Source organism: Synechococcus sp. CB0101 (genome assembly GCF_000179235.2).
Taxonomy (GTDB): domain Bacteria; phylum Cyanobacteriota; class Cyanobacteriia; order PCC-6307; family Cyanobiaceae; genus Vulcanococcus.
The window spans coordinates 1,519,549-1,531,994 of record NZ_CP039373.1 but is presented as its reverse complement, the minus strand read 5'-3'; the positions used below and the strand labels follow the sequence as shown (position 1 = coordinate 1,531,994).

The following is a 12,446-nucleotide window of genomic DNA, read 5'->3' as shown; positions in this document are numbered from 1 at the left end:
GGCGGTGCGGCGGGAGCGTCCTGGCTGGGGCGGGTCAGGGGCCCGAAACCAGGATCAACGGGATCCTGTGTTTCGTCAGCCGTCCTTAAGGATCAAACCGGGGCGTCGTCGGTGACAACGCGGTCGATCAGTCCGTATTGAACCGCCTCTGCCGGGGAAAGGAAGTAGTCGCGGTCGGTGTCTTCGGCGATCTTCTCGAGGGGCTGGCCGGTGTGCTCGGCCATCAGCCCGTTGAGGGTGTCTTTGAGATAGAGGATTTCCTTGGCCTGGATCTCGATGTCCACCGCCTGGCCCTGGGCGCCGCCGAGGGGCTGGTGGATCATGATCCGCGCGTTCGGCAGGGCCAGGCGCTTGCCTTTCGTGCCGCCGGAGAGCAGGAAGGCGCCCATGGAGGCCGCCAGGCCGTAGCAGATGGTCACCACATCCGGTGCCACCTGCTGCATGGTGTCGTAGATGGCCAGACCAGCGGTCACCGAGCCACCCGGTGAGTTGACGTAGATCTGAATGTCTTTCTCGGGGTCTTCAGCCTCGAGGAACAGGAGCTGGGCCACGAGGGCATCGGCCACCTGGTCATCGATCCCGGTGCCCAGAAAGATGATCCGCTCGCGCAGCAGGCGGGAATAGATGTCGAAGGCACGCTCGCCTCGGCCCGATTGCTCCACCACCGTGGGCAGCACGCCGGGAGCGGCCACCGGCTTGGAGGCGATGGTGGCTTCCGGGCGAGCGCCCAGCCAGCGGTTCTGGATCGGGTGGGGGGTGCTGGCGTTGATCACGCGGCCGGACTGTTGTCAGTCTGGCCAATCTATGGGGATCAGGCCTCGGCAGCGGGCTCGGCCTTCTTGCTGCTCCCCTTCTTGGCGGCGGCCTTCTTGGGCTTGGCCTCGGCGGTGTCTGCAGCCTTCTCAGTGATGGTGGAGTTGCTCTCCAGCCAACCCATCAGCTTCTCGCGCATCAGGTCTTCCTGAACGGCCTGGCGTAGGCGGGCGGGATCGATGCGGGAGTTGTCGCTGAAGCCGCGGCTCAGCTCCTTCACTTTCGCTTCGATCTCATCGGCCGCTACCTCGATCTTCTCGGCGGTGGCCAGGGCCTTCAGGGCCAGGCTGCGCTTGAGGCGCTCTTCCGCTTCGGGGCGGGAGGTCTCACGCAGGCTCTGGATCAGCTGGGGGGTGAAGAGCTTCTTCACGTCCATGCCTTGTTGGGCGAGCTGGCCGGCGGTTTGCTCCAGCAGGGAGATGATCTCCTCCTGCACCAGGGTTTCGGGCAGTTCCACCTCGAGCTGCTCCACCAGGGCCGCCAGCAGAGCGTCGTGGCGGTTCGACTCGTTGCGGCGCTCGGCGTCTTCCTTCAGGCGCTCCTCCAGGTCGGCGCGCAGCTCAGCGAGGGTTTGCTTGTCGCTGGCCTGCTGGGCGAAGGCGTCGTCGAGGGCGGGCAGTTCGCGGGTCTTCAGCTCGCTCAGGCTGATCTCAAAGCTGGCCTTGCGACCGGCGGCATCCTCCTGGGGATACTCCTCGGGGAACTGGCAAGCCACGGTTTTGCTGTCGCCGGGCTTCATCCCGATGATGCCCTCCACGAAGCCGGGGATCATCCGGCCGTCTTCCAGCTCCACTTCCATCGCTTCGGCGCTGCCGCCACTGATGGCCTCGCCGTTGTCGGTAAAGGTGCCGCTGAAGCTGATCACTGCCACGTCGCCTTGCTCGGCGGCGCGCTTCTCCACGGGCACCAGGGTGGCCAGCTGACGACGCGATTGCTCGATCAGCTCATCGACGCGGGCGGCATCGAAGCTGACGGCTTCGGCTTCGGCCTTGAGCCCCTTGGTGCTCTTGAGGCTGGGGGTGGGCTCCACATCCATCTCAAGGGTGAGGCTCAGCTCTTGGCCAGGCTCAAAGCGCTCCAGCAGAGCCTCAAAGCCGCCATCCACGCTGGGCTGGCCGATCGCCGGGATCTCGGCCTGTTTGAGGGCATTGCGGAACACGTTGTCCACCAGCTCCTCCAGAGCGGTGGCGCGGATCCGGGCTGCGCCGATTTGCTGCACCAGCACCGCACGGGGCACCTTGCCCTTGCGGAAGCCGGGCAGCTTGATGGTGCGGCTCAGCTTCTCCACAGCCTGCTCGTGGCTGGTCTGGGTGAGGCCTGCGGGAACACCGATCTCCACCGCCATCCGGCTGCCGGGGCGAGGGCTGGTGCTCACCTTGAGCTCGGATTGGCTGGCTTTGGCGGCGGCAGGACTCATGGATCAGCGTCTAGGCAGCCCACGATCCTAGGAACTGACGTGTGACAGGCCCATTCGTTGAGTCGCCAGCCCTGCGTTGGCCACGTATTGTTGGCAGCAAGAACAGCGACCTGAAGATCCTTTAGCGAAAGCCCGACGGGCTTCCGCACAGCATTTGGCAGATCGCATCCGCCCTTCGGCACCTGCCCCCATTCGTCACTCCGGCTGCACGTTCTTCTCGTATCAGCGCCATCTCTGCACCTGAACCACCGTTGACCAGCTCCATTCGCCCCCTGCCTCAGCGCCCTCTGCACGTGGCCGTTCTTGGTGCCAGCGGTGCCGTTGGTCAGGAGCTGCTGCTGCTGTTGGCCGAGCGCCAGTTCCCGGTTGGGCGACTCACCTTGCTGGCCTCACCCCGCTCCGCCGGGCAAACCGTGGAGTGGAACGGCCAGACGCTCACGATCGAGCCGGTCAGCGCTGAAGCCTTCAACGGCGTGGATGTGGTGCTGGCCTCGGCCGGTGGCTCGGTCTCGAAGCAGTGGGCTCCTGTGGCCGCTGCCGCCGGTGCCGTGGTGATCGACAACTCCAGCGCCTTCCGCATGGATGCGGAGGTGCCTCTGGTGGTGCCCGAGGTGAATCCCCACGCTGCCTTCGCCCACAACGGCGTGATCGCCAACCCCAACTGCACCACGATCCTGATGACGCTCGCTCTGGCGCCGCTGGCGGCCAAGCGGCCGCTGCGCCGGGTGGTGGTGAGCACCTATCAATCCGCCAGTGGCGCCGGCGCCCGGGCCATGGAGGAGTTGGCCAGCCTCAGCCGCACCGTGCTCGATGGCGGCACTCCGGAAAGCAGCGTGCTGCCCTATTCCCTGGCCTTCAACCTGTTCCTGCACAACTCGCCCCTGCAGGAGAACGGTTACTGCGAGGAGGAGCTGAAGATGCTCAACGAAACCCGCAAGATCATGGGGTTGCCCGACCTGCGGGTGTCGGCCACTTGCGTGCGGGTGCCGGTGTTGCGCGCCCATTCCGAGGCCATCAACATCGAATTTGAGGAGCCGTTTCCGGTGGCGGAGGCCCGTGCCCTGTTGGCCTCGGCCCCCGGCGTGGAGCTGATCGAAGACTTCGGCTCCAATCGCTTCCCGATGCCCACGGATGTGACCGGCCGCGATGCGGTGGCCGTGGGCCGGATCCGCCAGGACCTCAGCGAGCCCAATGCGCTGGAGATCTGGCTTTGCGGTGATCAGATCCGCAAAGGCGCGGCGCTCAATGCGATTCAGATCGCCGAGCTGCTTCTGGATCCCGCAGCAGCTGCGGCCGCCGGTGCTGCCATGGCAGGGGCGGTGGCTTGAGCATGGTGGCTTCTGTGCTTCAAGCTGGCGCCGCTTCACCTGTGCCCTTCGGCCGGGTGCTCACCGCGATGGTGACCCCCTTCGCCGCCGATGGCTCCGTCGACCTCGATCTCGCGGCACGGCTGGCCAGCCATCTCGTGGAGCATGGCTCCGATGGCCTCGTGCTGTGTGGCACCACGGGTGAGTCACCCACCCTGAGCTGGGATGAGCAGCACCAGCTGTTCTCGGCGGTGAAGAGCGCCGTGGGAGATCGCGCCAGCCTGTTGGCGGGGACCGGCAGCAATTGCACCGCAGAGGCCGTGGAGGCCATCGGTGAAGCCGCCGCCCTCGGTGCCGACGGCGCTCTGGTGGTGGTGCCCTACTACAACAAGCCACCCCAAGAAGGCCTAGAAGCCCATTTCCGGGCTGTGGCCGCCGCGGCGCCTGCGCTGCCGCTGATGCTTTACAACATTCCTGGCCGCACCGGCTGCAGCATCACCCCGGAGACCACAGCCCGGCTGATGGATCTCCCCAACCTGGTGAGCTTCAAGGCCGCCAGTGGCACCACCGAAGAAGTTAGTGCGCTGCGCGCCCTCTGCGGTGAGCGCCTGGCGATCTACAGCGGCGACGATGCCCTGCTGCTGCCGATGCTGGCTGTGGGCGCTGTGGGTGTGGTGAGCGTGGCCAGCCATGTGGCCGGCGATCAGATCCAACAGATGGTGCAGGCCTTCCTCGCCGGTGATCACCGCATGGCCCTGGCGCTGCACGAGCAGCTGCTGCCGCTCTGCAAGGCGATGTTCTGCACCACCAATCCCATCCCCGTGAAAGCTGCGCTGGAACTCAGCGGCTGGCCCGTGGGTGCCCCAAGGCTTCCTCTTGTTTCCGCCTCGAACGACGTGCGCGACCGACTCTCCTCTGTGCTGGCAGCCCTGCGTCCCACCTGACGCCAAGGCCTACCCGAGCGCGCTACGGCGTTTGCTCCCTCGATGTTTCCGTTCTGATTCCGGCTGCGCCGGACCCCCTTTTCTGAATGACGAACCAAGCCAAGAAACCCTGTCTGCGTGTCATCCCCCTGGGTGGCCTTCACGAGATCGGCAAGAACACCTGCGTTTTTGAATACGGCGACGACATCATGTTGGTGGATGCCGGTCTGGCATTCCCCAGTGATGGCATGCACGGCGTGAATGTCGTGATGCCCGACACCAGCTATCTGAAGGAAAACCAGAAGCGCATCCGCGGCATGATCGTGACCCACGGTCACGAAGATCACATTGGTGGCATTGCTCACCACCTCAAGAACTTCAACATCCCCGTGATTCATGGCCCGCGCCTGGCGCTGGCGATGCTCACCGGCAAGATGGAAGAAGCCGGTGTGATGGATCGCACCATCCTTCAAACCGTGGCTCCCCGCGATGTGGTGAAGGTGGGGCAACACTTCTCGGTGGAGTTCATCCGTAACACCCACTCGATGGCCGACAGCTTCTCGCTGGCCATCACCACACCCGTGGGCACCGTGATCTTCACGGGTGATTTCAAGTTCGATCACACCCCTGTCGACGGTGAAACCTTCGACATGGCTCGCCTCGCCCATTACGGCGAACAGGGTGTGCTGTGCCTGTTCAGCGATTCCACCAACTCTGAGGTGCCGGGCTTCTGCCCCCCTGAGCGCTCGGTGTTCCCCTGCCTAGACCGCCACATTTCCCAGGCGGATGGCCGGGTGATCATCACCACCTTCGCCAGCTCGATTCACCGCGTGGCGATGATCCTGGAGCTGGCTCTCAAGAACGGTCGCAAGGTGGGCCTCTTGGGCCGCTCCATGCTCAACGTGATCGCCAAGGCCCGTGAGCTGGGCTACATGCGCGCTCCCGATGACCTCTTCGTGCCGATCAAGCAGATCCGTGATCTGCCCGATCGTGAAACCCTGCTGCTGATGACCGGCAGCCAGGGTGAGCCCTTGGCTGCTCTGAGCCGCATCTCCCGCGGTGAACACCCGCAGGTGCAGGTAAAGACCTCAGACACCATCATCTTCTCCGCCAGCCCCATCCCCGGTAACACCATCTCGGTGGTGAACACCATCGACCGGCTGATGATGCTGGGCGCCAAGGTTGTCTATGGCAAGGGCGAAGGCATCCACGTGTCGGGCCACGGCTTCCAGGAAGACCAGAAGCTGATGCTGGCGCTCACCAAGCCCAAGTATTTCGTGCCTGTGCACGGCGAGCACCGCATGCTCGTTTGCCACAGCAAGACCGCTCAATCCATGGGCGTTCCCGCTGAAAACATCCTGATCATCGACAACGGTGATGTGGTGGAACTCACCCCCGATTCGATCGCCAAGGGTGAACCGGTGAAAGCTGGTATCGAGCTGCTCGATGCCTCCCGCAACGGCATCGTCGATGCCCGCGTGCTCAAGGAGCGTCAGCAACTCGCCGACGACGGTGTAATCACGATGCTCGCGGTGATCAGCACCGATGGCGTGATGGCTGCCCCGCCCAGGGTGAACCTGCGCGGTGTGGTGACAGCCGCTGATCCCCGCAAGCTCAGCCTCTGGGCCGAGCGCGAAATCACCTGGGTGCTGGAGAACCGTTGGCAGCAGCTGTCGCGCAATAGCGGCGGCAAGGCCCCCGACGTGGATTGGATGGGCGTGCAGCGCGAGATCGAGATCGGTCTGCAGCGCCGCCTGCGCCGCGAGCTCCAGGTCGAGCCGCTGATCATTTGCCTGGTGCAGCCGGCTCCTGGTGGCACCCCCGCCTACAAGGGCCGCGCTGATGCCGAGCCCGACACCCGTCCCGCACCCCGCGGCGGCCGCGGTGGTGGTCGTCCCGAGCGCGTCGAGCGTTCGCAGCAGCCCCGCCGCGAGCTGGCGGCCGTTGGCGCTGCCCCGGCTCCTGCCGCCGCACCCGCTGCAGCTCCCGCACCCACGCCGGCTGCTGTGGCAACCCCGGCCCGCACGGAAGAGCCCGAGATCAGCGGCCGGACCCGCCGCCGTCGTTCGGCTGCGGCCGGCTGATCGAGCGGGTTCGGTCTGGATTCACTCCCGGGCCGAACCCAGACCGCTGTAGGCCAGATACTGCTGGATCAGGATTCCCCCCAGGGGGACGGTGACCAACAGCGGCAGGCCGCAGAGGAGCACTGAGCCCAGGATCAACAGCCCGGCCACCAGCTCCCACTTGAGCAGCCCGGCTCCGGCTGGGCTCGATCCCACCTCTTTCACCGACGCGATGAGAGCCGGCACGGCCGCTTCCTCTTGGCAGGTGACCCGTCGGATCACGACCGGTGTGGCGATCGCCACGAGCACGCCAGGCACGATCAGCAGCACCAGCCCGGCCGCCGTTGCCAGGCCCACCACCACGCCGGCCCTCACGTAGCGCCAGAAATCCCGCAGCAGCAGTTGCAGCATTGCTTGGGCACTGGGATGGCTACCGCTCTGGAGAGCGAGGGCAGGCAGCATCTGCAGGCTTACCCCCAGCAGGTTTGACCAGAGGTTGAGGGCAATGGCGCCGATCGCCAGGGCGATGGCTGGGAGCAGGGCCAGCAACGGGTTCACCTCTGCCAAACCCTGCAAGCCGTTGCCGATCAGCTGCAGCAGGCCACCCGCCAAGGCCGCCAGCACCACCAGCCCTTCCAGGAGGAGGTAGCTGCGCCAGTGGCGTTTGAACAGGGTCCAGGCCGCACCCAGGCTGGGGGCGGTCACGTGAATGGTGTTGGCCGTCAGGGATGGGCTGTCTGGTGTCTTCTGTGCGCTTGCCGGAGGTGTGTTGTGTTCGGGGCGGTTGGCTGATTCGCCTCGGCTGGCGAGCCGCACCAGCAGCAGGCCACGATCCAGTTCACTGCGTTCGCTTTCGCTGAGTGGTGCGTCTTGACGCGCGGGAGCGACGGCACGCTCGGGCTCAGGGGGCATGGCTTCCACTGGGGGCTCGGGCTCCGGTGGGCCTTCCGTCGGTTTGGGGCTTGGTGCTGGATCGGCCAGGTCATCGCTGGCGTTTTGGCGGGTTGCCCATGGGGCGGCGGGTGGCGCCGGTGCCTCCGGCATCACCGGCACGATCGGTTGGGCCGCCGGTTCTGTGGTGGCCCATGCCGCCTGGATCTGAGAGAGGGCCTGCTGGGGGTCCCGCAGTTGGGTGAGCCAGGGCGTAGCCGGTAGATCGGAGGGCGTGGCGCTGCTGGCCTCGGCGTCGGTTGGCGTACAGAGCTGCAGGCTCTGCTCGGCCAGCTGGCGGTAGTTGGCTTCCGGGCAGGTGGCCAGCACGGCCTGGTAGGCCGCTTGCGCCTCGCGGGGCTGGGCCAGGCCGTAAAGATGGATATGGCCGATCAGCAGCTGCAGGCGTTGATCCAGGAGGTCGGGGCGGCCCGGCGGGAGCTGCGGTTGCAGGGCCAGGGCCAGCTCCAGGGCCCGCGCGAAATCCCCCTGGCCGTAGGCCCGCTCCACGGCGCCGTAGGCCTGCTCCTCCGGGCTGGGCATGGGGTTGGACGGGTGGCCCCCTTGTTTAGGGCCGGTTGGGGTGGCTCAGCCACAGGTGTTGACGATCCCAGTGCAGCGCGAACCCGCCTGCCAAGGCGTGGCTACCGGGCCCGCGACTGGGTTCAAGACGGCGCAGCAGGGCTTGCAGCTGCTCCGCCGGAAGGGAGCTGACACCTTGAAGGCCCAGCCAGTGCTGCAGCAGTTGACGTTGATTCGCGGCGTTCAGGGCGATGAGGTCGCGCCGCCGCAGGGCCTGCTCCGGTGCAGGCTGCTCAGCCAGGAGCCCGGCCAATGCCAGAGCCAACAGCTCGTCGTGGCTCTGCTGTTCTTGGGCCAGTCGTTCAGCCACGCCGCTGATGCGGCGGCTGGCGCCGGGGTGCAGCTGCTCCAGCACCGGCAGCACCTCCTGGCGTAGGCGGTTGCGGCTGTAGCAGGGTTCTGAGTTGCTGGCATCCAGCCAGAGGGGCAGGCCGAGCTGCTCGCGGATCTCTTCGGTTTCCAGGCGGCTGAACAGCAACAGCGGGCGCACCAGGCTGAGATCCGCAGCCAGGGCCCGCTGCGGCTGCAGGCTGGCTAGCCCGCGGCGGTGGCTGCCGCGGGCCAGTTGCAGCAGCAGGGTTTCGGCGCGGTCGCTGGCGGTGTGGCCCGTCACCACATAGCGGGCTCCGCAGTGGCGGGCGGCGGCTTCGAGGGCGCTGTAGCGCCAGGCGCGGGCGGCGGCCTCAGAGGGCTGGGGTTCGCCCCAGCTCTCGATTTGCACGACCAGCCCCTGATGTTGTGCCCACTGGCGCAGCTCGCTGGCCTGGCGGCTGGAGTCGGCCCGCAGCCGGTGATCGCCGTGCCAGAGCTGGAGCCGCCACTGATGCAGCCGCTGGAGATCCCGGAGCAGACCGACCAGCGCCATCGAATCCTGTCCGCCCGACACCGCCAGCAGCAGGCTGGCTCCATTGGGCAGAAGCTCCGGGCGCTGCAGCAGCCAGCGGTGCAAGCGCAGGTGGTGGCGGCTCCAGGGTTGCGCCAAATGCTGCGTGGGAGAATCGCTCCACTCTGTCTGCACTGGCATGTCGCGTCTCGCCCAGCTGCCCGCTTCGCTTCGCACGGCTCTGGTGGAGCGTCGCGCCCTCAAGGTGATCGCCGGCCTCACCAACTTCGATGCCGCCAGCGTCGAGCGCATCAGCCGCGCCGCCGGTCTGGGCGGTGCCGACCTGATCGACGTGGCTTGCGATCCCGCTCTGGTGCAGCTGGCTGCTGAGGTGAGCGGCCTGCCGATCTGCGTGAGCGCCGTGGATCCCGAGCTGTTCCCCGCTGCCGTGGCCGCCGGTGCCGCGATGGTGGAGATCGGCAATTACGACGCCTTCTATCCCCTCGGCCGCATCTTTGATGCCGAGGAAGTGCTGGCCATCACCCGCCGCACTCGTGAGCTGCTGCCCGAGGTGGTGCTGAGCGTCACCGTGCCCCACGTGCTCCCCCTCGACCAGCAGGAGCAGCTGGCGGTGGATCTGGTGGCCGCTGGCGCCGACCTGATTCAGACCGAGGGCGGCATGAGCGCTAAGCCCTTCAGCGCCGGCAGCCTCGGCCTGATCGAGAAGGCCGCTCCCACCCTGGCTGCTGCCCACAGCATCAGCCGTGCTGTGAATGTGCCCGTGCTCTGCGCCTCTGGCCTGTCGTCCGTCACGTTGCCCATGGCGATCGCCGCTGGTGCTGCCGGCGTGGGAGTGGGTTCGGCTGTGAACAAGCTGAATGACCAGCTCGCCATGGTGGCTGTGGTGCGCGGTCTGCGCGAAGCCCTGGGCAGTGCCGTCAAGGCTGCTGTCTGATCCAGCGCTGAACGCTGCGGTCTGAACCAAAACCCATGACTACGTTGCGGACAGCTCCGCGCGTGGTTGTGGGTTTTTCTTTGCTCTGGTTGCTGCAGTGGCCCGTGCGGGCTGTGGTGCTGCTGATCGTGGCGGCCCTGCCCCTGGGGGTGGAGGTCGACAGCTTCGGGGTGGCGCTGCTCTCTGCGGTGGTGATCGGCTTGCTGGGCACCCTGTTGGTGCTGCCGCTCAAGGCGCTGTTGGCCCTGCCCTGGGCCATCACCAGCCTGGGCGGGCTGATCAGCCCGATCAGCTGGGTTTACAACTGGGTGATCACGGTGATCCTGTTCGCCCTCGCCGCTTGGTTGATCCAGGGCTTCCGGCTGCGCAACGGCCTGGTGAGCGCGGTGCTCGGGGCTGTGGTGTACGCCGTGCTCTCTGCGGTGATCCTGGGTGGGCTCGGCCTGGAGGTGTCCGCCACCCGCGCGGCGTTGCTGATGAGCACCACGCCGCTGGGCTGACTGCCCGAGAATGGCCGGATGGCCAACCCCTACCAACTGCACGCTCCCTACAGCCCCAAGGGTGATCAGCCCGCGGCGATCCAGGGTCTGGTGGCTGGCGTTGAGGGCGGCGAGCGCTATCAGACGCTGCTGGGGGCCACCGGTACGGGCAAAACCTTCACCATCGCCAATGTGATCGCCCAGACGGGGCGGCCGGCATTAGTGCTGGCGCACAACAAGACCCTGGCTGCACAGCTGTGCAATGAGTTGCGGGAGTTCTTCCCCAACAACGCCGTTGAATATTTCATCTCCTACTACGACTACTACCAGCCGGAGGCCTATGTGCCCGTCTCCGACACGTATATCGCCAAAACGGCATCGATCAACGAAGAGATCGACATGCTGCGCCACTCGGCAACCCGCTCGTTGTTTGAGCGGCGCGATGTGATTGTGGTGGCCTCGATCAGCTGCATCTACGGCCTGGGGATTCCCAGTGAATACCTCAAGGCAGCCGTGAAGTTCGAGGTGGGTGAAACCCTGAATTTACGCGGCTCCCTGCGGGAGCTCGTGAACAACCAATATTCCCGCAACGATCTGGAAATCTCCCGCGGCCGTTTCCGGGTGCGCGGTGATGTGCTCGAGATCGGCCCGGCCTACGAAGACCGCTTGGTGCGGATCGAGCTGTTCGGAGACGAGGTGGAGGCGATCCGCTACGTGGATCCCACCACCGGCGAGATTCTGCAGAGCCTCGAGAGCATCAACATCTATCCGGCCAAGCACTTCGTCACCCCGAAGGAGCGGCTCGCTGATGCGATCAAGGCGATTCGCAGTGAGTTGCGTGAGCGCCTGGATGTGCTCAATGAGCAGGGTCGCCTGCTGGAGGCGCAGCGGTTGGAGCAGCGCACCACCTACGACCTGGAGATGCTCGAGCAGGTGGGCTACTGCAACGGCGTGGAGAACTACGCCCGCCATCTGGCCGGCCGTGCCGCCGGCACGCCGCCGGAATGCCTGATCGACTATTTCCCTGACGACTGGCTGCTGGTGGTGGATGAGAGCCACGTGACCTGCAGTCAGCTGCAGGCGATGTACAACGGCGATCAATCGCGCAAGCAGGTGCTGATCGAGCACGGCTTCCGCCTGCCCTCCGCTGCTGATAACCGCCCCCTGAAAGGCTCGGAGTTCTGGGAGAAGGCGCGGCAGACGATTTTCGTGAGCGCTACCCCGGGCGACTGGGAGATGCGCCAAAGCGATGGCCAGGTGGTGGAGCAGGTGATTCGCCCCACCGGCGTGCTCGATCCGATCGTGGAGGTGCGGCCCACCGAAGGCCAGGTCGACGACCTCCTGGGAGAGATTCGCCTGCGGGCCGATAAGCGGGAGCGGGTGCTGGTGACCACCCTCACCAAGCGCATGGCCGAAGACCTCACCGACTACCTGGCTGAGAACGGCGTGCGGGTGCGCTACCTGCACTCCGAGATCCATTCGATCGAGCGGATCGAGATCATCCAAGACCTCCGCAACGGCGAGTACGACGTGCTGGTGGGGGTGAACCTGCTGCGGGAGGGCCTCGACCTGCCCGAGGTGTCGCTGGTGGCGATCCTCGATGCCGATAAGGAGGGGTTCCTGCGGGCCGAGCGTTCCCTGATTCAGACCATCGGTCGCGCAGCGCGGCACGTGGAGGGTGTGGCTCTGCTGTATGCCGACAACCTCACCGACAGCATGGATAAGGCGATCACGGAAACGGAGCGTCGCCGCGCCATCCAGCAGAGCTACAACGAGAAGCACGGGATCACACCCACCCCCGCAGGCAAGCGGGCGGGTAATTCGATCCTGGCCTTTCTGGAGGTGTCGCGCCGGCTCAACGATGAGCAGCTGGAGCAGGCCACCGAGCAGGCCGAGCACAACGAAGTACCCCTGGATGCCCTGCCGGAGTTGATTCAGCAGTTGGAAGAAAAAATGAAGAGTGCGGCCAAGAACCTGGAGTTCGAGGAAGCCGCCAACCTGCGCGACCGCATCAAGGGCCTGCGCCAGAAGCTGGTGGGCAAGGCCTGATTTCTTTAATCTATTTACGTCAGCATTTGTGCATGAATTCGGGATCTTTTCCGCATTTCTTGCTGTCTGCTCTTGAAAGTTCGGCTAAAGCTGAGCTAATCGCCG

At 65.8% G+C, this 12,446-nt stretch carries 10 protein-coding genes; 6 read left to right on the top strand and 4 right to left on the bottom strand.

The genetic code is table 11. The features are described from left to right. Positions 1–92: 92 nt before the first annotated feature. On the bottom strand, positions 93–773 hold the full coding sequence (clpP, locus tag CB0101_RS08240; protein ID WP_029553207.1) for an ATP-dependent Clp endopeptidase proteolytic subunit ClpP: 681 nt from the start codon (positions 771–773) through the stop codon (positions 93–95). A 38-nt stretch (positions 774–811) separates the two neighbouring features. After that, positions 812–2,230 (bottom strand): trigger factor, encoded by a 1,419-nt coding sequence (gene tig, locus CB0101_RS08235; RefSeq protein ID WP_010312731.1) that lies wholly within the window; start codon positions 2,228–2,230, stop codon positions 812–814. A 251-nt stretch (positions 2,231–2,481) separates the two neighbouring features. On the opposite strand from tig, the gene CB0101_RS08230 reads away from it, so the two are divergent. The 3 genes from CB0101_RS08230 (at position 2,482) to CB0101_RS08220 (ending at position 6,544) form a co-directional block, all read left to right on the top strand. Then, complete coding sequence (locus CB0101_RS08230; RefSeq protein ID WP_010312733.1) at positions 2,482–3,558, top strand: aspartate-semialdehyde dehydrogenase; 1,077 nt, start codon at positions 2,482–2,484, stop codon at positions 3,556–3,558. Between the two features lie 2 nt (positions 3,559–3,560). Beyond that, a complete protein-coding gene (gene dapA / locus CB0101_RS08225) occupies positions 3,561–4,481 on the top strand; it encodes a 4-hydroxy-tetrahydrodipicolinate synthase (protein ID WP_029553208.1) in 921 nt (306 codons plus the stop codon). An 86-nt stretch (positions 4,482–4,567) separates the two neighbouring features. Further along, entirely contained in the window at positions 4,568–6,544 is a 1,977-nt protein-coding gene (locus CB0101_RS08220; protein ID WP_010312737.1) for a ribonuclease J, read from the top strand. Positions 6,545–6,565: 21 nt separating this feature from the next. Here CB0101_RS08220 and CB0101_RS08215 read toward each other — a convergent pair whose 3' ends face one another. Together CB0101_RS08215 and tilS are read right to left on the bottom strand one after the other, a co-directional pair. Beyond that, the gene (locus CB0101_RS08215) at positions 6,566–7,996 is read right to left on the bottom strand and encodes a hypothetical protein (RefSeq protein WP_010312739.1); all 1,431 of its coding nucleotides are present in this window, start codon (positions 7,994–7,996) and stop codon (positions 6,566–6,568) included. A gap of 25 nt (positions 7,997–8,021) precedes the next feature. After that, positions 8,022–9,017 (bottom strand): tRNA lysidine(34) synthetase TilS, encoded by a 996-nt coding sequence (gene tilS / locus CB0101_RS08210; protein ID WP_043718387.1) that lies wholly within the window; start codon positions 9,015–9,017, stop codon positions 8,022–8,024. A 40-nt stretch (positions 9,018–9,057) separates the two neighbouring features. On the opposite strand from tilS, the gene CB0101_RS08205 reads away from it, so the two are divergent. The 3 genes from CB0101_RS08205 to uvrB are packed head-to-tail and all read left to right on the top strand — an operon-like array spanning position 9,058 to position 12,341. Further along, on the top strand, positions 9,058–9,813 hold the full coding sequence (locus CB0101_RS08205) for a DUF561 domain-containing protein (protein WP_010312743.1): 756 nt from the start codon (positions 9,058–9,060) through the stop codon (positions 9,811–9,813). Between the two features lie 35 nt (positions 9,814–9,848). After that, positions 9,849–10,313: a phage holin family protein gene (locus CB0101_RS08200; RefSeq protein WP_210409947.1), complete on the top strand. Its 465-nt coding sequence runs from the start codon at positions 9,849–9,851 to the stop codon at positions 10,311–10,313. Between the two features lie 18 nt (positions 10,314–10,331). Next, the gene (gene uvrB, locus CB0101_RS08195; RefSeq protein ID WP_010312749.1) at positions 10,332–12,341 is read left to right on the top strand and encodes an excinuclease ABC subunit UvrB; all 2,010 of its coding nucleotides are present in this window, start codon (positions 10,332–10,334) and stop codon (positions 12,339–12,341) included. Positions 12,342–12,446: the final 105 nt, after the last annotated feature.

Excerpts from the sequence above, each read along its gene's own strand:
- CB0101_RS08205 (WP_010312743.1), top strand. The coding sequence starts at position 9,058 with ATGTCGCGTCTCGCCCAGCTGCCCGCTTCGCTTCGCACGGCTCTGGTG.
- CB0101_RS08220 (WP_010312737.1), top strand. The coding sequence starts at position 4,568 with ATGACGAACCAAGCCAAGAAACCCTGTCTGCGTGTCATCCCCCTGGGT.
- CB0101_RS08200 (WP_210409947.1), top strand. The coding sequence starts at position 9,849 with ATGACTACGTTGCGGACAGCTCCGCGCGTGGTTGTGGGTTTTTCTTTG.
- tig (WP_010312731.1), bottom strand. The coding sequence starts at position 2,230 with ATGAGTCCTGCCGCCGCCAAAGCCAGCCAATCCGAGCTCAAGGTGAGC.
- uvrB (WP_010312749.1), top strand. The coding sequence starts at position 10,332 with ATGGCCAACCCCTACCAACTGCACGCTCCCTACAGCCCCAAGGGTGAT.
- dapA (WP_029553208.1), top strand. The coding sequence starts at position 3,561 with ATGGTGGCTTCTGTGCTTCAAGCTGGCGCCGCTTCACCTGTGCCCTTC.
- CB0101_RS08215 (WP_010312739.1), bottom strand. The coding sequence starts at position 7,996 with ATGCCCAGCCCGGAGGAGCAGGCCTACGGCGCCGTGGAGCGGGCCTAC.